The organism is Janthinobacterium sp. BJB401, from assembly GCF_013372745.1.
Taxonomy (GTDB): Bacteria; Pseudomonadota; Gammaproteobacteria; order Burkholderiales; family Burkholderiaceae_D; genus Janthinobacterium; species Janthinobacterium rivuli.
Map to the genome: position 1 here is coordinate 1 of NZ_JABXFH010000049.1, position 20,183 is coordinate 20,183.

Genomic DNA, 20,183 nt, shown 5'->3' on the forward strand with positions numbered 1-20,183 from the left:
AACGCGCGCTGGCGGCGGCCAGTGCCCGCGAAGGCGCGGCCATCGCCGAGCGCTTCCCGCGCATCAGCCTGGGCGCGCTGTTCGGCGCCTCCGGCGGGGCCGGCGACTGGCATGGCGGCGCCGCGGCGCGCTGGCATGCGGGCGCCGCCTTTACCCTGCCGCTGTTCGATGGCGGCACGCGCCGCGTCCGCGCCCGCGCGGCCGGCGCCGACGTGCTGGCCGCGCAGGCCAGCTTCGACAAGGCACTGGCGCTGGCGCTGGAAGAAACCGACAGCGCCATCGCGCAATGGGTGCAGCTGCGCAGCCGCCATGCGGCACTGCGCGAGGCGCACCGGCTGGCGCAGGACAGCGCGCGCCTGGCCAGGGTGCGCTACCAGGAAGGCGCGGAAAGCCTGTTCGGCGTGCTCGAAGCGGAGCGCATCGCGCTGGCCACGCAGGAGCAGCTGGTGACGGCCCATCGCGACGTGGCCATCGCCACGGCCCATGGCTACACGGCCATGGCGGGCGGCTTCGACGGACCGGTGCAGCGCTAGAAGACAGGCGCCGGCGGCGTCAAACGGCGCCGATCTGGCCGGCGCAGGCGTCGACCACGCAGCCGCGCAGCCAGCGGTGGGCGGGGTCGGCATCCATGCGCGGATGCCACATCAGCGACACCGTCAGGTCCGGCATGCGCAGCGGCAGCGCAAAGCTGAACATGCCGGCGCGCAGATTGCCCGTATGCCGTTCCGGCACGGTGGCGATCAGGTCGGAGCCGGCGGCCAGCGCCAGCGCCGCCGTAAAGCCGCCGACGATGCTGGCGATCGTGCGCTGCAGTCCCAGCGCGGCCAGCGCGTCGTCCATCGGCCCCGTATCCTGGTCGCGCCGCGCCACCAGCACATGCTGGCCGGCCGCATAGCGCTCGGCGCTGATTTCGCCTTGCGCCAGCGCATGGCCGCTGCGCACCACGCCCACGAAACGGTCGCCGAACAGCCTGCGCGTGCGCACTTCAGGGCTGGTGAGACTGCCGATCACGCCCGTTTCCAGGTCGATGCTGCCCTCGCGCAGCTGCACGCTTTCACGGTCGACCTTTTGCACGAAGCGCAGGCGCACGCCAGGCGCTTGCGCGCCGATATGCGCGAGCAGCGCGGGACCGAAATTTTCCACGAAGCCGTCGCTCGCACGCAGCGTGAATGTCTGCTCCAGCTGGCGCGGATCGAGTTGCTGCGCCGGTCCCAGCACGGCCAGCACCTCGCCTAACAGGGATCCAACTCTTGCGCGCAGCTCCAGCGCGCGCGGTGTGGGCACCAGTTCACGGCCGGCGCGCACCAGCAGCGGATCGCCGGTCGTCTCGCGCAGGCGCGCCAGGGCGCGGCTCATGGCCGATGGACTCAGGCGCAAGCGCCGCGCGGCGCGCGTGACGCTGCCTTCGGCCAGCAGCGCATCGAGGGTGATCAACAGGTTCAGATCGGGTAGCGACATTGGCGCTTACTCGCCCTGCTCCGGCGCGCGCCCGATCTCGCCATCGATATTGGCCAGGAACCAGGCCAGCGACGACATCAGCGCCACGTTGCGCTTGAGGTTATCCGGATCGACCTTGTCCAGCGTGTCGGCCGGCGTGTGGTGGTAGTGGAAGTAACTATGGCTGTCGACCAGCGGCTCGAAACTGGGCACGCCGCCCGTTTCCAGGCGGTGCAAGTCGCCCGTGCCCAGCGCGTCGCGGCGCGTGAAGGCATGCGCGCCCATCGGCAGCAGGGCCGCGCGCAGGGGTGCGAACAGTTTTTCCGACTTCGGCCCCACGCTGGCGAGGATGCCGAACGGGCGGCCGGCGCCGCTGTCCATCTCGATGGCCGCATATTGCTTACCGAGCGCCTGCTTGTGGGCCTCGAAATAGGCCTGGCCGCCACGTCCGCCATTTTCCTCGTTCATCCAGGCGATCACGCGGATGGTGCGGCGCGGACGGTAATCGAGCTTTTTCAGGGTTTCCACCACGCCCATGGCCGCCACCACGCCGGCGCCGTCGTCGTGCGCGCCCGTCGCCAGGTCCCAGGAATCGAGGTGGCCCGACACCACAACCACTTCGTCGGCCTTGTCCGTGCCCGGCCAGTCGGCGATGACGTTATAGCTGTCCGCTTCCGGCAGGTTTTGCGGCGTCAGGGTCAGGTGCATTTTTATCGGACCGCGCGCGGCCAGGCGGCCCATCAGCAAGGCGTCTTCCACCGTGACGGCGGCGGCCGGGATGCGTTTATTCTCGTCGAGGCCCGTGGCGCCCGCGTGCGGAATGCGGAAGTCGGCGCCGCCGACCGATCGCACCAGCGCGGCGGCCGCGCCCAGGTCGGCCGCCGCCTTCGGTCCCAGGAAACGCGAGCGCGAACCCTGGCCATAGGTGACGCCGGCCAGGCCACGTTCGGCCATCTCCTGGTCGAACGGCGTGTCGATCAGCACGATGGCGCCCTTCACTTGCGCCGCGCGGGCCTTGAGTTCTTCCAGGCTTTTGACGATGATCACGGGCGCCGTCAGGCCGGCGGCCGGCGTGGCGCCGGAGCCGCCCAGGGCGGTGAGCACCACGCGCTGGCTGACGCCCTGCGGACGGCCCGCGTAATCGACGATTTCCGCCGTTTCCACGCCGCGCACCCAGTGCGGCACTTTCACGGGCTGCAAGGTGACGGTGGCGCCCAGCTGGCGCATGGTCTCGGCCACCTGCCGCACGGCGGCGGCGGCGCCGGCGGAACCGGACAGGCGCGGGCCGATCAGATCCGTCATGTCGGCCAGGCGGGCATATGCCCAATCGCTTTGCAGCGCCGTGTCGCGCACCTGCGCCAGCGCTTGCGGCGTATTGCCCGGCGCGGCCGCAATGGCGCCAGCGCTGACGATGCAGCCCAGGGCAAGGGATAAAGCGGAACGGCGCAGTGGCGCGCCAGTCAGGATGCTGTGCATGTATTCAAATCCAGTCAACGAGGTCGAAGCGGGTACGCCGTGGCCATGGGCAAGGCGCGACTTTTTCTACGATAGCGTATTTATTCTGTCATTGCAGCAACTTTTACGGGATCGATTGCCTGTCCCCCCGGAGTCGATTACCATCGAGATCGTGATCGCTACCGGAAACCGCCATGCTCAAGGGAACACTCTGTACCGTCCGGCATTTGCAGGCCGCCGACCTGAATACCTATATCGCCCTCGTCAACGACCTGCCGTCGCGCGGCGAGTTTTTCTCGATGCAGTTCAAGTCGCCCGAGGCCATGCGGCGCGACTTCCTGCAAACGGGATTTGTGACGGAGGACAGCGAACTGTTCCTCATCGAAGACCAATCACAGCACATCATCGGCACGATCACGCACTTCAAGAGCCGCACGCCAGCCTCGCGCGAGATCGGCTACCGCCTGTTCGACCGGCAGCGGGACGGACGCGGCTACATCAGCGAAGCGACGCGCCTGGTGGTCGACTACCTGTTCAACGCCTATCCGTATCACCGCCTGGAGCTGCTGATGGACCCGCTGAACATCGGTTCCGAGCGCATCGCGCAAAAGAACGGCTTTACCCAGGAAGGCTTGCTGCGCCAGGCCTTCTTTATCAATGGCGTGATGCGCGATGTCAAAATGTACAGCCTGCTGCGTCCCGAATGGCAGGCGCGCCAGCGCTGACTTGTTACGGCCGGGGCGCGATTGTAATAAGTTGTATTAGACGTGGAACAAGCGTGCGGCAGCGGATATAGTCCACTTCATGCAGATCATTGTGATCTCGCCGGAATGGAAGGAAATGCCATGTTGAACAAGAAACTCCTGGGTGCGGTAATGGTAGCGGCAGTGGCTGTGTCTTCGGCCGCAGTCGCCGGTGACCGCGACTTCAATACCGTTGCAGGCGCCGTTGTCGGGGCGGCCATTGGCAACAGCACCGGCGGGCGCAATGGCGCGATCGTCGGTGGCGTGCTGGGCGCAGCCGTCGGCAACAGCATCAGCACGAATGACCGCTATTACGACCGTGGCGGCTATCGCGGCGGCTACCGCGAAACCTATTACGCGCCGGCGCCGCAGCCCGTGTACTACGCCCCTGCCCCGCAGCCGGTGTATTACGCGCCGCCACCGCGCTACTACGGCCCGCCGGCCGTCGTCTACGTGCAACCAGGACGCGGCTATTACCGCGACCATGGCCGCCGCGACTACTACGACCGTGGCCACGGTCACGGCTGGGGCCATCGCCGTTAAGCACCGCCCTGCACCCGCACCATGCAAAACCTGCGCCAGCCTGCTGCCGCAGGTTTTTTTTATGAATATGCAAGGTATCACCCCCGCACAATATCGGCTAAGCTGTGTCCTATGATCAACATTGCTGGCCGCCTGGACCGCACCAACCGATGCATTTAATTAAAGACGAGCTCGACTTCGGCCCCTGGCTCGACGCCGCCGCCGGCAGCAGCGTGGGTGCCGGTCCCCTGCCGCGCCGCGAAAACCAAGACAACTTCCTGCTGATCGATGCCAGCGGCCACGCCGTCTGCCTGTCGCGGCAGGCGCCATTCCACTGCCAGGTGCCGGGCTGGCCGCGCGGCCATGTGCGCGCCGCCGTGCTTGACGGCATGGGCGGCCACGGCCTTGGGCGCGAAGCGGCGGAAGCGGCCGTGCAAGGCTTGCTGGCCATGCCCGCCTGTCTCGACACGGCCAGCCTGGCAGCCAGGCTCGACGGATTGCACACGCGCTTGCAGGACACCTTCGCCAGGATCGCGCCAGCCCAGGCGCGTCCGCCCGGCACCACCCTGACCTTGCTGGAAGTGCCGCCCGGCGAGGCGCCGCTGCTGTATCACGTGGGCGATTCGCGCCTGTATGAAATTGCCGACGGGGTGGCCAGTATCCTCACCGTCGACCACGTGCCGGCCACCGTGTACGCCATGCGCGGGGCGCTCGACGAGCCGCGCTGGCGTGCCGCCGTGCATGGCGAGCACCATCCGCAGATCTCGCAGGCATTTATTTTGGGCAACGCCATCAGCGACAGCTTGCAGCTCGACAAGCCCTTGATCGGCCTCGACGCGGCCACCCTGCCGCCTTTCCTCGCGCACCTGGGCGACCGCCGCGTGCTGCGCGTGCGCCCCGGCGCCCACTATCTGCTGGCCAGCGACGGTTTTTGGGCGTGCGAGGAGCCGCTGGCCCTGACGGCCCGCTGGCCCGCCTTGTGTGCCGGCAAGACTGCGGCACAGGCCGTCAGCGCCCTGTTCGACGATTTCCTCTCCGATCCGCCAACAGGTTTGCATAGCGACAACATTACCATGGTGGCGTTGCGCTTCGAGGCGGCGTTCACCGTCCCAGGCGGCTAGCGGCCAGGTAGCCGGCTGTTGCCGACACGGCCGACAAGACGCTGCCCCAGACCATGTCGATCGCCGTCAAGGCCAGCGGCCAGTCGCGCAAGGTCGCATAGTTGCTCAAATCATAGGTGCCGTAGGCAAGCAGTCCGAGCAGCGCGCCCAGCGCCGCCGCCGTGCGCCCGCGGCGCGCACGCAAGCCAGGCAAAATGGCAAAGACCAGCAGCCCCGCCACGTACAGCAGGTAAAACAGCATGGCCGGCGCCCAGCGGGGGGACTCCGCCAGCAGCGGCCCCAGCGCCGCGGCGTACACGGGCTTCATCAGCACCGCCAGCCACAGGGCGTCGATGGCCAGGAACACGCACAAGGTGGCGCCATAGGCTATGGCAAGCTGGAGCGGACGTTGGACGGGCATGGTCATCTTTCGGCATCAAGCGGTGTTGAGGGCAACGGTTGCGCCAGCATAATGCAAAACGCCGCCACGCTCACGGCGGCCTGGTTAAATTGAACCATGCCCATGGCGCGCGGTCTGAAGGATAGCCCCCTCCAACGTCAGGAGCACGCCATGAGCAACACCATCCCATCACCGCAGGGCGGCGCGCCCGACTACGCCGCCATCAAGCAGCGCCAGCAGGCAGGCTGGGCCAGCGGCGACTTCGCCGTCATCGGCGTGACCCTGCAGCCGGTCGGGGAGTCGCTGGCCGAGGCCGCCGACATCCGCGCCGGGGAAGACGTCATCGACATCGCCGCCGGCAATGGCAACGCCACCCTGGCGGCGGCGCGCCGCTTTGCCCGCGTCGTGTCCACCGATTACGTGCCGGCGCTGCTGGACAAGGGCCGCGCGCGCGCCGAGGCGGAAGGGCTGGCCGTGACCTTCCGCGTGGCCGACGCCGAAGCCCTGCCCTTCGCCGACGCCAGTTTCGACGCGGCCCTGTCGACCTTTGGCGTCATGTTCGCACCCGACCACCGGCGCGCGGCCAGCGAAATGCTGCGCGTGCTGCGGCCCGGCGGGCGCATCGGCATGGCCAACTGGACGCCGGACGGCTTTGTCGGGCAACTCTTCAAGACCATAGGCAAATATGTGCCGCCCCCGGCAGGCATGGCGTCGCCGGCCCGCTGGGGCGAGGAAGCGTATGTGCGCGACCTGTTCGGCCGTGGAGCCGAGCAGGTGCACGGGCAAGGCAAGGTCTTCAATTTCCGCTACGCTTCCGCCCAACACTGGCTGCAAGTGTTCCGCGATTTTTACGGCCCCGTCCACAAGGCCTTTGCCGCGCTGGACACGGCTGGCGCCGGGGCGCTGGAACAGGAACTGCTCGCCATGCTGGAGCGCCTGAATACGGCCGGCGCCCACTCGCTGGTGGTACCGGGCGAGTATCTGGAAGTCATCGTCAGCAAACGGCGCGAATGAGTATCATGGCAAAATAACATATCCAGAAAGACATAAAATGTGTTTTTGAGCAATAGTTTCCATGGCATGCATGGCAAGGTGTGACCAAGGACATGAATTTGGGCAAAAAGAGCGCATTCCCGCGCCACGAATGTTGCCAAGCGGGCGCAAAAGCGCGTAAGCTCTCATGTATAACAGAGGGCAGAATGTCCCCGCTCGATTCGAGTCAGAATGTCATGAAAAAATGCAGCAACCCGGAGCACCCGCACTGTACGTTCTGGGTCTTGCCTGGGGAAACAGTCTGCGCGGGCAACCACCCGCAAGCGACGACTGCCCCCAGTAGCTACGACCTGTTGACCGCACAGCGCAGCGCCCGTTCCGAGCCATCGGCAACGGCGCTTCCGCACGTCCCTGCACATGATTCTGATATTCGCGATGCTGTTATTCGCGATGCCGTTATTCGCGATGCTGCCATTCAAACGGTAAGCCGCTCCGTGGGGGCCTCTACCGCCACCCCGGCGTTCACGCCAGCGCCCGTTGCGCCGCCAACGGTGCCATCAGCTTACCAGCCCGCGCAAGCCCACCTGCACATCAGCGGCTTCGATCCCCGTGCGGCGGGCGGACGGCAAACCCTGAAAATGGAATTGCGCGGCATGAGCGCCGCCTGCGCGCCGCAGCTGACCTTGCGCTTGCGCTCGGACCTGATCCCGCGCGGCCACGTGCAGCATGATTTCGTGCGCACCACGCGCGGCGACTGGCGTCCCGTATTTGTCGAGTTTTCCTCGCGCAACAAGGAACACGGGCAATACCAGATTGAAGTGGAAGTGCACAGCCACGTCGATGGCGCCGTGGCGCAGAAATGGGTGTGCACGTTTGTCATCCTCGTGCCGCGCCGCGACGCCACCCTGACCGAGATCCACCAGATCTTCCTCAGCACGCACAAGAACGTGCGCGTGATGGCCGACGACGCGTCGATTGCCCGCGTCACGGGCGGCGACGGCTGCAACCTCGACGTCACGGCGCGCAATGCCGGCATTGCCCACGTGGATCTGTCTGCGCCGCAAGGCAAGATCGACATGGGTTTTACCACGATTGCCTGGGACGAGGAGTTGATCGAGGTCGACCTGCCCGCCGCCAGCCACTGCCATCCGCACCCGAGCCAGGCCGCCTGCCTCGTCAATGCGGCGCCGGAAGCGGGCGAACAGCGCCAGATCCGCCTGTTCGCGCTGGAAGAATGCATGCTGGGGCGTTTTGAGCTGGTCGACCCGGAAGCCGATGTACTGCTCAGCCATTTCAGTCCCGACGGCCAGGACAATAATGGCTTGACGCGCCGCCTGTCGGGCCGCCACGCCATCATCCGGCGCGGCCAGCAAGGCTTTGAAATCGAGGACGTGTCGCGCTATGGCCTGCTGCTCGACGGCGTGTGGCCCGGCAAACACAAGCCCGTCGCCCTGCGCCTGGGCATGCGCATTGAATTGTCTGCCAGCATCAAGGGCATCGTCGTGCTCAGCGTCACGGCCCTGCTCGCGCATGGCGTGATCTTGCACCGCATCGACCACGGCGCCCGCGCCGAGTGTTTTTACCTGTTGCTGCCCGACACCCAGCCCACACCGGCAAGCCACCTTGCCACGCCACAGGCCAGCTGCCTGCCCGTGCTCTTCCACCGCAACGGCGGTTTCTGGCACATCGATACGGCCAGCGGCAAGGAAACGGCGCTGGCCCCCGCCACCGCGCTCGACAAGCTCAGCGGCTTTGCGCGCCATAACCGCTTCGCCAGCGAATCGTATCCCGAATGCTGGATCATCCGCACCGAAGGCGCGGCGCTGTGCGATAGCGCCATGCAAACTGCCTGATACAACGCCTCCCGCCACCTGACCGCTAGCGTCTGAAAAATGGTCAGAGCAAGGCGCGCTGCCGAAGACAGTACGAATGTACGGCAAGGCAGTGCAACGCAGCTATGGCCTTTTTTCGGACGCTAGCGCGGCACCAGTACGAGAAAAATCAGCGACAGCCCGATAATAAACACCGCTTCCAGCGAAAACACGAGGGCGGGAATCTGCAATTCGCGCGGGATTTTCATGGCGACACCTCTTCAAAACACAGGACTGCTTTCAGCATAGCGCGCCCTGCGCCGATTACATTATCAGCCGCATAACACAATTGACGGGACGGCATGCGTTGCCGAGGCCGCTGGCCAAGCTCTCCCGACACACAATTTAACAAATTATCGGCAGATATTCTGCAAATAGCACCCCTCCACGCCCTTGCATACTGTATATTCATCCAGTTAATATCCCCTGCATTTCACACAACGCCACGCATGGCGTTTTACATTTTCTATGGCTTCCAACAAAGCGCATCATGCGACCGGTTGGGCTGCCGGCGTGATCGCCGCGGCCCTGGTCGCGCACGCTGGCGCCGGTGGCCCCTACCAAGTGCTGAGCATGCTCGCCTTTGTCATGGGCGCGCTGGGCGGCACGGCGCCGGACTGGCTGGAAGTGGCCTGGTGGGCGCGCACGCACCGGCTGTGGATCACGCACCGCACGTGGACGCACTGGGGCCTGGCCTGGATCGCCCTGCTCGTCTACACCTACTTGCAATTGCCGCACCACTTGTGGGCGCCGCCCCTGTTCGGCTTTGCCGCCGGCGGCATCATGCATTTGCTGGCCGACTGGCCCAATCCGCTGGGTGTGCCGTGGATCTTCCGCCGCCACTCGCTGCGCTGGTGGAAGAGCGGCCGCCACGACATCATCGTCATCATCGCCGCCTGGCTGGCCGCCACCATCGTGGCCGACCACGTGTTTTTTGACGGCATCCACTGGCAGCGCACCGTCCTGGCGTTCGATAGCCTGCTGCACTGGTCCGCCGCTGCCCTGCAGCAAGCCTGGGCAAATCTGCAACAATGGCAGTTGCGCTGGCGCCTGGGCGGCGACGCCAATTGACGCCGGCCGCGTGGCAATGTGATAATGAGTATCATTCTCAAACAGCCCAGCCAGCCGGCACCCCGCGTTCCGTCAGCCCAGCTCTTCCCTTGCCTGGAGAACGCAGTGAGCACCGTCAGTCCCGTCCATGCCGTCCACCTGAAAACACTGTACAGCGAGCACCACGGCTGGCTGTATGGCTGGCTGCGCGGCAAGCTGGGCAACCGCGCCGAGGCGGCCGACCTGGCACAGGACACGTTTTTACGCCTGCTGGGCAAGCGCGATTTGACACCACTGGCGCCCCTGCGCGAGCCGCGCGGCTACCTGGCGACCATCGCCCGCGGCCTGCTGATCGACCGCTACCGGCGCCAGGCGCTGGAGCAAGCCTACCTGGAAGCGCTGGCGCAGCAAGCCGAGCCGACGACGATCAGCGCCGAAACGCATGCCATCATCATCGAAACCCTGCTCGCCATCGACCGCCTGCTCGACAGCCTGGGCGCGCGCACGCGGGCCATCTTCCTGCTGGCGCAGATCGAGGAGCTCAGTTATGTCGACATCAGCCGGCGCCTCGGCGTCTCCCTGCCCACCGTGAAAAAGCACCTGGTGCGCGCCTACACGGAATGCCTGATGCTGGCGGCCGCCTGATGTTCGGCCCATCCCCTTCCATTCCCATCGCGCGCAAGGTGCTGGCCGCCGCCGCCCACTGGCATGTGGAACGCCAGTGCGGCAGCGCCGACCCGGCTGCCCTGCAGGCATGGCGCGACGCCAGCGCCGAGCATGAACGGGCCTGGGAACTGCTGCAGCGCATGGACGGCCAGCTGGGCGCGATACCGGCAGCGCTGGCGATTCCCGCGCTGCAGGCGGCGCAGCAGCGCCGGCGCGCGGCCGCCAAAATACTCGCCCTGCTGGTGGCGGCCGGCGGCGGCATCGCGCTGGGCCAGGCGGGCCTGCAATCGGGCCCATGGCAAGCACTGACGGCATCCTTGCGCACAGCGCCGGGCCAGCGCCGCCACGTCACCCTGGCCGATGGCGGGCGCCTGGAAGTGAATACGGATAGCGCCCTGGATGTCGCTTACAGCGCCACGCACCGCCGCATCCGCCTGCATCACGGCGAAATCATCATCACGACGGCGCCCGACCCGCGCCCCTTCCTCGTCGACACGCCGCACGGCGTGATCCGCGCGCTCGGTACGCGCTTCGGCGTGCGCTGTGACGGCGATGGCAGCACCGTCAGCGTCTACGAACATGCCGTGGAAGTGCGCTGCGCGGCGCGCACGGAAGCCTTGCGCCGCCTGGAAGCGGGACAGCAGCTGCGTTTCAGCGCAACCGGCGCGGATGACGTGCAGATCATGCCTGCGCACCAGGACAGCTGGCTGCGCGGCATGCTGGTGGCCGCCGACTGGCCCCTGCAACGGCTGGTGCGGGAACTGGCGCGCTACCGGCGCGGGCGTCTCGTCTGCGATGCTGGCGTGGCACGGCGCCCCGTCACGGGCACCTACCGCCTCGACGATATCGACGCCGTGCTGGAAAGCCTGTGCGCCTCGCACGGGCTGCAAGTGACGTACTTCACGCGCTACTGGGCCACGGTGGCGGCCCGCGCCACATAATTATTTTCAGTTTTTTGCGCCAGGGGTTGGTGTTTCGCTGCGATGCTTCGGCTTCATAGATAAGTAGCCGATTCATCCTCCATTGACCATACCCTGAACAGAAAGACCGAGCATGCAGCTGACCACCCCCGTCCTCCATCCCGCCGCGCGCGCCATCCGCCTGGCCGTCCTCGCCATGGCGTGCGCCGCCCCCGCCGCCTTTGTCGCCGCCCCCGCCCTGGCGCAAGGCCAGGCTGCCGCGGCGGCACCGCAAGCCTACGCCATTGCGGCCGGTCCGCTGGCCACGGCCCTGAACAATTTTGCCGTCGCCGCCGGCGTCAGCCTGTCGACCGATCCCGCGCAGACACGCGGCCTGCGCTCGCCGGGCGTGCGCGGCAGCTTCAATGTCGGCCAGGGTTTTGCCCAGGTGCTGGCCGGCAGCGGCCTGGAAGCCGTGCAGCTGCCGAACGGCGCCTACGTGCTGCGCCAGGCGGCGCCAGCGTCCGCAGCGGCGGCCGGCACGGAAAAGACCATGGCGCCCGTGACCGTCAGCGCCAGCATGGAGCGCGACCCCGTCAGTGAACACAGCAACTCGTACGCGGCGCGCGCCGTCACCGTCGGCAAGGGCGTGCAAACCCTGCGCGAAATTCCGTTATCCGTCAGCGTCGTCACGCGCCAGAAGATGGACGACCAGAACCTCAACACCATCGACGCCGTACTGGCCAACACCACCGGCATCACCATGTACGACAGTCCCATGGGCGGACGCTATGTGTATTCGCGCGGCTTCATGGTCGACACTTACCAGTTCGATGGCGTCAACCGCGCCATGTTCTACCCGCAGGCGAACAGTTTTACCAGCAACACGGCCATGCTCGATCGCGTCGAAATCGTGCGCGGCGCCACGGGCCTGTTGCAGGGCACCGGTTCGCCGGGCGCCGCCATCAACATGGTGCGCAAGCGCCCGCTGGCGGAAAAGCAGGTGCAGCTGGCGCTCAGCGCGGGCCGCTGGAACGACGTGCGCGGCGAAGTCGACGTCACCGGCCCCTTGAACGAGTCGGGCAGCATCCGTGGCCGCGCCGTGGCCGCGCACGACCAGCGCGATTATTTTTATGACGTGGCCGACAGCCGCACCGACGTGCTGTACGGCGTGCTGGAATTCGACCTGGCGCCGGGCAGCAAGCTGACAACGGGCGCCAGCTACGAAAAACTGAAATCGACGCCGTTTTTCTCCGGCATGCCCCGCTACCTCGATGGCAGCGACCCGAAACTGCCCCGCTCGACCTACCTGGGCGCGGACTGGAACCGCTGGGACAGCCGCCAGACGGCCGCCTTCGCCGAATTCGAACACCGCTTCGATGCCGACTGGTCGCTCAAGGCCAGCGCCAACTACACGCGCGAACAGCATGACGTGAAATACATGTTCAACCTGGGCGCGCTCAATCCCGCCACCATGGCCGGCATGATGATGTACGCGGGCGTGTTCGACTACGGCACCACCAACAAGGGACTCGACCTGTCGCTCGATGGCAAATTCAACGCCTTCGGCCGCCGCCACGGCTTCAGCGCCGGCGTCAGCACGAACCGGCTGGAAAGCGACAGCGATTACAGCCTGGCCATGATGAAGCTGCCCAATAGCGCGCTGCAACCGAATCACGGCGTGGCGGAACCGAGCGATGCCTGGATACGCGAGAAACAATATGGCGGCGGCCACAGCCTGACCACCATGACACAGACGGGTGCCTATGGCGTGGCCCGATTCAGCGTCAGCGACCCGCTCACCGTGGTGGCGGGCGCGCGCGTATCGAATTTCAAATCGACCAGCGTGTACCGCGACACGGGCGAGGTATATCTCGATCCGTCCCGCGAAAACGGCGTCGTCACGCCGTATGGCGGCGTCATTTACGCGTTCGACAAGCGCTGGTCCGGCTACGCCAGCGTCTCCGACATCTTCCAGCCGCAAAACCAGCGCACGGCCGAAGGCGCCCTGCTTGAGCCGCTGAAAGGGCGCAACCTGGAAGTGGGCGTGAAAGGTGAACTGTTCGATGGCAAGGTCAATACCTCGCTGGCGCTGTTCCGCATCGAACAGCGCAACCGCGCCGAGGCGGATCTGGTCAATATCTGCACCAGCGGCACGGAGTGCTATTTCTCGACCGGCAAGGTGCGCAGCGAAGGCGTCGATGCGGAAATCAGCGGCGAAGTGACGCCGGGCTGGCAGCTGTTCGCCGGCTACACCCTGAACAACTTCAAATACCTGGAACAGACGTCGGACGCAGGCGTGATGTTCGCCAGTACCTACTCGCCGCGCCACATGCTGCGCGCGTGGAGCGACTACCGCCTGCCCGGCGCCTTGCAGAAGTGGAGCGTGGGCGGCGGCGTGAACTTCCAGACGGAGAGCTCGCGCACGACGCGCGACGTGAAGGTGGCGCAAGGCGCATATGCCTTGTGGAGCGCGCGCGGCGCCTACCAGATCGACCGCAACTGGACGGCGTCGCTGTCCGTGACGAACTTGCTCGACAAGCGCTACTACCAGACGGTGAGCGCGCCGGCGTGGGGCAATTTCTATGGCGAGCCGCGCAAGGCGCAACTGACCTTGCGCGCGCGGTTCTAATCCAGCTTATGCCGGAGGACGCAATGGCGCCTTCGGCAGCGGGATGAATTCCGTCTCGCCCGGCACGCTGCCCATGCGCTGGGCGGTCCAGTCGTCGGCCGCCTGCGACAATCGCTCCTTGCTCGACGAGACGAAGTTCCAGAACAGGAAGCGGTGGCCGTCCAGCGGCTCGCCGCCGATGACGACGAACTGTACCGGGCCGCCGCCTGTCGTCACCACGGGCGCGGCACCAGCTTCCAGCAAGGCCATGGTGTGCGGCACCAGCGCCACGCCATCGACCAGCACATCCCCGCTGATCGGATAAATCGCCGCTTCCGGCGGCAAGCCTTCCAGGCGCAACTCGCGCCCCGCCTGCAGCGCCACGTCCAGGTACACCGTCTGCATATAGGTGCGCACGGGCGAGGTCTGGCCAAAGGCCGTGCCGATCAACACCTTCACGACGGCGCCATCGAGCGGCACCACGGGAATGTCGGCCTGCGGCGTATGCGTGAAACTCGGTTCATCCTCTTCGTGCGCCTTCGGCAGCGCGGCCCACAGCTGCAAGCCGTGCGTGCGGTGCGGCTGACCCGCCAGGTCCTGTGGCGTGCGTTCCGAATGCACGATGCCGCGCCCGGCCGTCATCCAGTTGATGGCGCCCGGTTCGATGCGCTGGTACGAGCCGATGCTGTCGCGGTGGTCGATCGCGCCCTCGAACAGGTAGGTGACGGTAGCCAGGCCGATATGCGGATGCGGGCGCACGTCGTGGTTGGCGTCGGGCGCCACGTCGATGGGGCCGAAATGGTCAAAGAAAATGAAGGGGCCGACGGCCTGTTTGACGGCGGAAGGCAGCAAACGCCGCACGACGAAGCCGCCGCCCAGGTCCTTTTCGTGGCTTTTCAGGATGGCCGCGCTCATGCCAGCACCGTGGTGATTTCCGTGGTGACGGCCGTCATCAGCTTGTGGATCGGGCATTTTCCGGCGGCCGACAGCAATTCCTGGCGCTGCGCCTCCGTCAGCTCGCCCGTCAGGTGCAGGGTGGTGGCCAGGCGGTACACGCCCTTGCGCTCTTCGCTGGCGTCGCGCTCGGTCGACACTTCCACGTGCTCCAGGGGAATGCCCTTGTGCTTGGCGTACCAGACGACGGTGAGCGCCTTGCAGGCCGACAGGGCCGCGTCGTACAGGTCGTGCGGCGACGGGCCGGCGTCGCCGCCCCCTTCGGCCACCGAGGCGTCGGCGGAAATGATGTGATCGCGCACGTGCACGATGTGGCGCATGGCTTGCGACTGGTCGCGGATGGCTTTGATGGTCATGGCGTTCCTGGGTGCGTTTGGAAAGCCACAATTTACACCGTTTGCCCGCTTTGCGCAGCCGGCTCCCCCACTACCTGGTCATTTGATACGGAACAGGGCATCGGTGGACCGGCGAAGACGATGGACACTCCGGCACGGTCAAGGTGCATGCAGCATCCATCAAGATGACCGATATGATAATGAGTCAGTCGAGCGTGCGCGCCACCCTGAAGCCGACGATGTCGTTCGACAGCACCGTGGAAAAGCCGTTGCGCAGGGCCGAACGCAAATAGCGCGGGTGGTACAGCCACGAGCCGCCGCGCAGGATGCGCCGGCTGCTGTCGGCACCTTCTTCCCACGCGCTGCCGTCGACGGGCGCGCCGTCGTAATTGTCGTGCACCACGTCCTGCACCCATTCCCACACATTGCCGTGCATGTCGAACAGGCCCCAGGAATTCGGCGCAAACGTACCCAGCGGCGTGGTGCCGCCCCGGTACACGCCGCGCGGGCCGCCGTTGTACACGTACAGGCCGTCGTAGTTGGCTTGCTCGGTGCTGATCGTGTCGCCCACGTTGAAGGCCGTGCGCGTGCCGGCGCGGCATGCGTATTCCCATTCCGCTTCGCTGGGCAGGCGGTACCGCCGGCCCGTGCGTTCACTCATCCACGCCAGGTACAGCTGCGCGTCATTCCAGCTCACGCCGACCACCGGGTGCAGGTCGGTTTGCACGAAGCCGGGATTGTCCCAGTCCGTTTCCGACCCGCCCGCCCAGCCGGTCGCCTTGACGAAGGCGCGCCATTCGCCCACGCTGACGGGGTGGCGCGCCAGCGCGAACGGGCGCTCGATGCCAACCCAGTGCTGCGGCATTTCGCGTTCGAGCCAGGACTGCTGCGAGCCGGCTTGGATGGCGGCCTTGTGCTCCGTCTCGTGCGCGCCCATCTGGAAGCGGCCGCTGGGAATGAGCACCAGTTCCGGGCCCTGTCCCGCGCCATCAAGAAAGTCATCGCGCAAGATGCCTTCCGCATTGGCCACCGGTTCCGCGTGTTCCGTTTCCGGCGCTGGCGCGGATGCCGGCGCAGGGACGGATGCGGTCGCGGCGCGGCTGGCCTCTTCGCGGCGCGCGCGTTCCTGTTCCGCGCGGTAGGCCGCCTCCGCCTTGGCGACGATGGCCTTGCGCTGCAATTCCTGGTGTTCCTGCAAGGCCGTGGCGGCATCGGCTTCGCGGCGCGCGCGCAGCTGGCCGCGCAGCGCTTCCTTGCGCAGCTTGCGCGCCTCTTCCGCTTCAAAATGGCGCTGCGCCTCCTGCTCGCGGCGCAGTTTGTCCTGGCGCTGCTTTTCCAGCGCGGCCGCCTGGATCTCGGCCTTGCGGCGCTGATCCAGTTCTTCCTGGCGTATGCGGGCCCGCTTGATCTCTTCCTCGCGGGCCTGTTCGGCCGCCAGCGCCGCCTGCCGTTGTTGCTGCGCCGCGCGCGCCTGCTGCTGGCGCGCCTGTTCCGCCAGTTCTTCGGGCGACGGCCCGGCGGCGCGCTCCAGGCTTTCCAGCAAGGCTTGCACGGATTGGGGCCGCAGTTCCGGCGTCAGCGAAAAACCGTTCTGCAAGACTTGCCACTGCTGCGCGTTGAGCGCTTGCGGCGCGGACGGCAAATGGCTGGCGCTGCGCGTGTCGTCAAACGGCATGCGCCCTTCGAGCATCTGATAGATCATCACGGCCACGGCATACACGTCCAGGCGCGGGCTGGGCTGGCGCTGGTTGGCGCCGGCCTCGGGCGCCCGGTAGCCGTGCGTGCCCGCATTCGGCATCTCCAGCGCCAGGCTGCTGTCCGCATTGCGCACCCGCGAAGCGATGCCGTAGTCGAGCAATTTGACGTCGCCCTTCGCCGTCAGGAAGACATTGCCCGGCTTGAGGTCGCGATGCACCAGCTTGTGCTTTTCCCACGCATACGACAGCGCTTCGGCCACCGGCTGCAGCAGTTCCTGCACCGTGGACAGGGGCAGCGCGCCCGTGCGCGCCAGATAGTGCTCGAGGTCTTCGCCATCGAGGCATTCCATGATGATGAAATAGCTGGCCGTGGCCGGATCCTGCGCCCACTCGTAGACGCGCACGATGTTTTCATGCGCGAGTTTGCGCGCCTGGGTCGCTTCCTCGATCAGCAGCTTGGCGTGCGTGGCGCTTTGCGTCAGCTGCGGCGGCAAGATCTTCAGCGCCACCATTTCGCTGCTGCCCAGCTCCGCGTGCGTGGCCAGGTCGGTCGCCTGCCACACCTGCCCCATGCCGCCCGTGCCGATCAGCCGTTCGAGCCGGTAGCGGCGGTTTTGCGGGCCGATTTCCTGGCCCTTCATGAAGCCCAGTTCCGTACCCTGGCGCACGGGCAGCGGCGCGGCCGCAGGCGCGGCGCCGGGCGGCGCGTACTCGGCGTCGAGGATGGCGTTCTTGCGGCGTTCAAATTCCTGCTCGCTGAGCAGCCCGTCGTCATGGAGGGCGCGCAGTTCCCGCAGCTTGTCTCGTGCTTTTTGCATCATCTGGGGTGAAACGCTTCCATCAAGGCTGCAGGGCGACGCCGCAGGCGGCGCAGAATTTATCTTCCGGATGGCCCGCGCGCTGCGCATGGCCGTTCTTGCAGCGGGCCGGCGCCGCTGCGACGGCGGCGGCACCCGGCTGCAACGCCTGCGCCACGGCCACGCCCAGCTGCGCCTGCGCCGACAGGCCATGCGCGTGCGCCGCATTTTGCAGGTTGATCAAGTCCAGCTGCTGGCGCCGTTCGCGTTCCGCCTGGCCTTCCAGATAGCTGCGCTCCTGCGCCACGCTGTCCTGCGCCATGCGCATGGCGTCCAGCGGCGCGACGCTGTTCTCGGCCGCCGCCAGCGCCGCCAGCGCGTGGATCTGCTCGGCGCTCATGCCCGCCTGCAGCTGCGTTTTCAGCACTTGCGCCAGCGCGCTTGCATTCTGTCCGGCGGCCATCGCCACCTTGCCCGTGTCGCTCAGGGAGCCGATTTTCTCGATGCGGTCGATGTCGATGCGCGCCAGTTCGGCCGCATGCGCCTGCTGCGCCAGCAAGGCTTCGTATTCACCTTTCCAGCGCGCGTAATCGCTTTCGCGCTGCTGCGCCATGGCCAGCAAGTCGCGCTGCCATTGCGCTTCCTGTTCCAGCTGGCGCAGCTGCTGGCGCTGTTCCTCGATGGCCAGCGCGTCGAGCTGCGCCAACTGCGTTTGCTGCTGCAGCTGGCGCGCATGCACGCCGTCGGCCTCGATGGTGCGCAGCAGCTTTTCCTGCTGCGCGACGGCGTCCTCGCGCGCGCCGCCGCGCCGCAGCGCCGCCACTTTTTCCGCGATTTCCGCCGCCTGCACCTGGGCCGCTTCATCCTTGTGCGCTTCGGCGCGCAGCAATTCGCGCTGGCGCGCCAGCTGCATCTGGTCTTCCCACTCCTGCACCCGCTCCGCTTCGCGCTTGCGCGCCGCATTCGCCAGCATCAGGCCCTGCCACGCAGCCTGGTGCTGCTCCGCCTCCAGCTGCGCCTCGCGCTGGGCCGCATCCGCTTCCGCCTGGCGCAGGCGCGCCAGCTGGGTGCGGCGGCCCGTCTCGTCGTCGATCAGCAGCGCGCTTTCCACTTGCTGCGCGATCGACTGCAGGTGCACCTGATGCGTAAAACGCTGCTGCGCCAGCTGGATCTGTTCGCGCCCGTGCAGCTGCGACAGTTCCAGCTCGCTGCGCATCTTGATGGCGGCCAGCGCCCGCACGTGTTCCCAGTTGGCCGCTTCATCGGCGCGCTGCGCGCCTTTTTGCGCCAGTTCCTGTTCCAGTTCGCCCAGCGCCAGCGCGGCGCCATGGTCGAGCGCCTGGCGCCGCGATTTCGCTTCCAGGATGCGGCCATACAGGTCGATCTGGCGCCCGCGCAGCGCTTGCAGGCGCTCCGCTTCCTGGTGGTTCAGTTCCGCCTTTTCCACCGTCGCATCCTGCTGCAATTCCGCGCGGCGGTGCGCGTGGCGCGCCGCCAGTTCCTCGCGGCGGATGCGCTGCCACTCTTCCTCGTCATACAGCTGGTCGAGCTGCTTCATGCGTTCCAGGCTGTGCTGCTCCAGTTCCTGCGCCGGCAAGCCGCCCAGCCACAGGGTGCCGATGGCCGCATCGCCGCCGCCCTCGCGCTTGTCATGGCGCAGGCTGAGCGTTTCCACGCGCGCCACGGCCAGGCCGCTGGGCGCCAGGCGCTGCGTCAGGGCCGATTGCAGGCGTTCGTTCAATTCGGGCCGCAAGTCGGCATTCGCGTCCATCTCGCGCAGGGCACGGCTGCCGATGAATTCCAGCGCGATCTGGCGCACGGACGGCAGCAGCAAGGCGTGCAGGTGGGCGCGCGTGACGGCGCCCGGCGCGCGCATGAACTGGCGCGCGAACGCATCGGGCTGGCCCAGCGCGATGTCGACGCGCAGGGACGCGGCGACGTTCAGCAACTCCGTGCTGGCCAGGGCCGGCAAGTCGAATTCCAGGCTGACGGCGTCGGCGCGCGCGATCAGCACTTCGGCCGGACGCGCCGGCAGCAGCGCGGGCAGGCGCGCAAAGAAGGCGGCGCTGTCGTAGTCGCCGGCCGGTATCAAGGTGAAAGCGTCCGATTGCACGATCCAGGCGCGCGACTCGGCCGGCACCTGCAGGCGGCGCGCCGCGCTGCCAAACAGCGAGGACAGTTCGCGCACGCCAAAGAACAGGGCAAGTTGCCCATCAGCAAGATGCCATTGATTGGCATGCAGCACCGCGTCGCTGTCGGGTGCCCCCAGCGACAAGCCGCATTGCGCGCAATAGCCGGCGGCAGCGCCGTTCTTGTGCTCGCAGCGCGGGCAGCGGGCGCCGCCAAAACCAAACAATTGGAACATGTGTGACTCCTGATGAGAATGATTGTGCACGCAAGTGTGCGCAACACGGCTGCCATGCCGATTCTAGCAGCACAGCTGGCGCAGCACCTGCCGCGCGCCGAGCGTGCACGAAACGGCGCAGCATCAGATAATGCCATAGGGCAATTGCATTCATATGCACGGATACAGGGCGAATTAGGCCTCAATTCATGCGGTCGCCCGCCAGCGCCGCGCGCAGGCATTTCAGCGCCGTTTTTTTGCAGGCCATCCCGCCAAAACCACGGCTGGTCGCATCTGCATGGCGCGCCG

17 protein-coding genes are annotated in these 20,183 nt (G+C 66.7%); 10 read left to right on the top strand and 7 right to left on the bottom strand.

Going from position 1 to position 20,183, the window contains the following annotated elements:
* A partial coding sequence (locus HWE17_RS23650) for a TolC family protein (protein ID WP_176390459.1) occupies positions 1–533 on the top strand: 533 nt, incomplete at its 5' end.
* Between the two features lie 19 nt (positions 534–552).
* On the opposite strand, the gene HWE17_RS23655 is transcribed toward HWE17_RS23650, so the two are convergent.
* Positions 553–1,458 (bottom strand): LysR family transcriptional regulator, encoded by a 906-nt coding sequence (locus tag HWE17_RS23655; RefSeq protein ID WP_176390460.1) that lies wholly within the window; start codon positions 1,456–1,458, stop codon positions 553–555.
* A 6-nt stretch (positions 1,459–1,464) separates the two neighbouring features.
* The gene (locus HWE17_RS23660; protein WP_176390461.1) at positions 1,465–2,913 is read right to left on the bottom strand and encodes a M20/M25/M40 family metallo-hydrolase; all 1,449 of its coding nucleotides are present in this window, start codon (positions 2,911–2,913) and stop codon (positions 1,465–1,467) included.
* Between the two features lie 173 nt (positions 2,914–3,086).
* Between HWE17_RS23660 and HWE17_RS23665 the strand changes: the two genes are divergently transcribed.
* The 3 genes from HWE17_RS23665 to HWE17_RS23675 all read left to right on the top strand — a co-directional run bounded on the left by HWE17_RS23665 (position 3,087) and on the right by HWE17_RS23675 (position 5,278).
* The gene (locus HWE17_RS23665) at positions 3,087–3,617 is read left to right on the top strand and encodes a GNAT family N-acetyltransferase (protein ID WP_099400634.1); all 531 of its coding nucleotides are present in this window, start codon (positions 3,087–3,089) and stop codon (positions 3,615–3,617) included.
* A gap of 120 nt (positions 3,618–3,737) precedes the next feature.
* Positions 3,738–4,178 (top strand): glycine zipper domain-containing protein, encoded by a 441-nt coding sequence (locus HWE17_RS23670; protein ID WP_035819923.1) that lies wholly within the window; start codon positions 3,738–3,740, stop codon positions 4,176–4,178.
* Positions 4,179–4,327: 149 nt separating this feature from the next.
* Entirely contained in the window at positions 4,328–5,278 is a 951-nt protein-coding gene (locus HWE17_RS23675) for a PP2C family serine/threonine-protein phosphatase (protein WP_176390462.1), read from the top strand.
* Here the strand turns inward: HWE17_RS23675 and HWE17_RS23680 are convergent.
* Positions 5,259–5,684, bottom strand: a complete 426-nt coding sequence (locus HWE17_RS23680) for a DUF2177 family protein (protein WP_255206371.1) — start codon at positions 5,682–5,684, stop codon at positions 5,259–5,261. The genes HWE17_RS23675 and HWE17_RS23680 overlap by 20 nt on opposite strands.
* A 144-nt stretch (positions 5,685–5,828) precedes the next feature.
* Between HWE17_RS23680 and HWE17_RS23685 the strand changes: the two genes are divergently transcribed.
* The 6 genes from HWE17_RS23685 to HWE17_RS23710 all read left to right on the top strand — a co-directional run bounded on the left by HWE17_RS23685 (position 5,829) and on the right by HWE17_RS23710 (position 13,768).
* Complete coding sequence (locus tag HWE17_RS23685) at positions 5,829–6,671, top strand: class I SAM-dependent methyltransferase (RefSeq protein WP_176390463.1); 843 nt, start codon at positions 5,829–5,831, stop codon at positions 6,669–6,671.
* Between the two features lie 215 nt (positions 6,672–6,886).
* Positions 6,887–8,503: an FHA domain-containing protein gene (locus tag HWE17_RS23690; protein WP_255206372.1), complete on the top strand. Its 1,617-nt coding sequence runs from the start codon at positions 6,887–6,889 to the stop codon at positions 8,501–8,503.
* Between the two features lie 486 nt (positions 8,504–8,989).
* Positions 8,990–9,592, top strand: coding sequence for a metal-dependent hydrolase (locus HWE17_RS23695; protein ID WP_035819929.1), 603 nt, complete (start codon positions 8,990–8,992; stop codon positions 9,590–9,592).
* A gap of 105 nt (positions 9,593–9,697) precedes the next feature.
* Positions 9,698–10,216 carry a sigma-70 family RNA polymerase sigma factor gene (locus HWE17_RS23700; protein ID WP_369681771.1) on the top strand — a complete coding sequence of 173 codons (519 nt, stop codon included), beginning with the start codon at positions 9,698–9,700 and terminating at the stop codon, positions 10,214–10,216.
* A complete protein-coding gene (locus HWE17_RS23705; RefSeq protein ID WP_176390465.1) occupies positions 10,216–11,178 on the top strand; it encodes a FecR domain-containing protein in 963 nt (320 codons plus the stop codon). Before HWE17_RS23700 ends, HWE17_RS23705 begins: the two co-directional genes overlap by 1 nt.
* Positions 11,179–11,290: 112 nt before the next feature.
* Positions 11,291–13,768, top strand: a complete 2,478-nt coding sequence (locus tag HWE17_RS23710; RefSeq protein WP_176390466.1) for a TonB-dependent receptor — start codon at positions 11,291–11,293, stop codon at positions 13,766–13,768.
* A gap of 6 nt (positions 13,769–13,774) precedes the next feature.
* Here the strand turns inward: HWE17_RS23710 and HWE17_RS23715 are convergent, their stop codons facing one another.
* From HWE17_RS23715 to HWE17_RS23730, 4 genes are all read right to left on the bottom strand, one after another.
* The gene (locus HWE17_RS23715) at positions 13,775–14,662 is read right to left on the bottom strand and encodes a pirin family protein (RefSeq protein WP_176390467.1); all 888 of its coding nucleotides are present in this window, start codon (positions 14,660–14,662) and stop codon (positions 13,775–13,777) included.
* On the bottom strand, positions 14,659–15,057 hold the full coding sequence (locus HWE17_RS23720) for an OsmC family protein (RefSeq protein ID WP_035819934.1): 399 nt from the start codon (positions 15,055–15,057) through the stop codon (positions 14,659–14,661). The genes HWE17_RS23715 and HWE17_RS23720 overlap by 4 nt, the downstream gene beginning before the upstream one ends.
* A 184-nt stretch (positions 15,058–15,241) precedes the next feature.
* Positions 15,242–17,554: an SUMF1/EgtB/PvdO family nonheme iron enzyme gene (locus HWE17_RS23725; protein WP_176390468.1), complete on the bottom strand. Its 2,313-nt coding sequence runs from the start codon at positions 17,552–17,554 to the stop codon at positions 15,242–15,244.
* A 19-nt stretch (positions 17,555–17,573) separates the two neighbouring features.
* The gene (locus HWE17_RS23730; protein ID WP_176390469.1) at positions 17,574–19,895 is read right to left on the bottom strand and encodes a hypothetical protein; all 2,322 of its coding nucleotides are present in this window, start codon (positions 19,893–19,895) and stop codon (positions 17,574–17,576) included.
* Positions 19,896–20,183 lie beyond the last annotated feature (288 nt).

What these genes read in the sequence shown, in the direction of transcription:
- HWE17_RS23655 (WP_176390460.1), bottom strand. Translation starts at nt 1,458, where the DNA reads ATGTCGCTACCCGATCTGAACCTGTTGATCACCCTCGATGCGCTGCTG.
- HWE17_RS23660 (WP_176390461.1), bottom strand. Translation starts at nt 2,913, where the DNA reads ATGCACAGCATCCTGACTGGCGCGCCACTGCGCCGTTCCGCTTTATCC.
- HWE17_RS23665 (WP_099400634.1), top strand. Translation starts at nt 3,087, where the DNA reads ATGCTCAAGGGAACACTCTGTACCGTCCGGCATTTGCAGGCCGCCGAC.
- HWE17_RS23670 (WP_035819923.1), top strand. Translation starts at nt 3,738, where the DNA reads ATGTTGAACAAGAAACTCCTGGGTGCGGTAATGGTAGCGGCAGTGGCT.
- HWE17_RS23675 (WP_176390462.1), top strand. Translation starts at nt 4,328, where the DNA reads ATGCATTTAATTAAAGACGAGCTCGACTTCGGCCCCTGGCTCGACGCC.
- HWE17_RS23680 (WP_255206371.1), bottom strand. Translation starts at nt 5,684, where the DNA reads ATGACCATGCCCGTCCAACGTCCGCTCCAGCTTGCCATAGCCTATGGC.
- HWE17_RS23685 (WP_176390463.1), top strand. Translation starts at nt 5,829, where the DNA reads ATGAGCAACACCATCCCATCACCGCAGGGCGGCGCGCCCGACTACGCC.
- HWE17_RS23690 (WP_255206372.1), top strand. Translation starts at nt 6,887, where the DNA reads ATGAAAAAATGCAGCAACCCGGAGCACCCGCACTGTACGTTCTGGGTC.
- HWE17_RS23695 (WP_035819929.1), top strand. Translation starts at nt 8,990, where the DNA reads ATGGCTTCCAACAAAGCGCATCATGCGACCGGTTGGGCTGCCGGCGTG.
- HWE17_RS23705 (WP_176390465.1), top strand. Translation starts at nt 10,216, where the DNA reads ATGTTCGGCCCATCCCCTTCCATTCCCATCGCGCGCAAGGTGCTGGCC.
- HWE17_RS23710 (WP_176390466.1), top strand. Translation starts at nt 11,291, where the DNA reads ATGCAGCTGACCACCCCCGTCCTCCATCCCGCCGCGCGCGCCATCCGC.
- HWE17_RS23715 (WP_176390467.1), bottom strand. Translation starts at nt 14,662, where the DNA reads ATGAGCGCGGCCATCCTGAAAAGCCACGAAAAGGACCTGGGCGGCGGC.
- HWE17_RS23720 (WP_035819934.1), bottom strand. Translation starts at nt 15,057, where the DNA reads ATGACCATCAAAGCCATCCGCGACCAGTCGCAAGCCATGCGCCACATC.
- HWE17_RS23725 (WP_176390468.1), bottom strand. Translation starts at nt 17,554, where the DNA reads ATGATGCAAAAAGCACGAGACAAGCTGCGGGAACTGCGCGCCCTCCAT.
- HWE17_RS23730 (WP_176390469.1), bottom strand. Translation starts at nt 19,895, where the DNA reads ATGTTCCAATTGTTTGGTTTTGGCGGCGCCCGCTGCCCGCGCTGCGAG.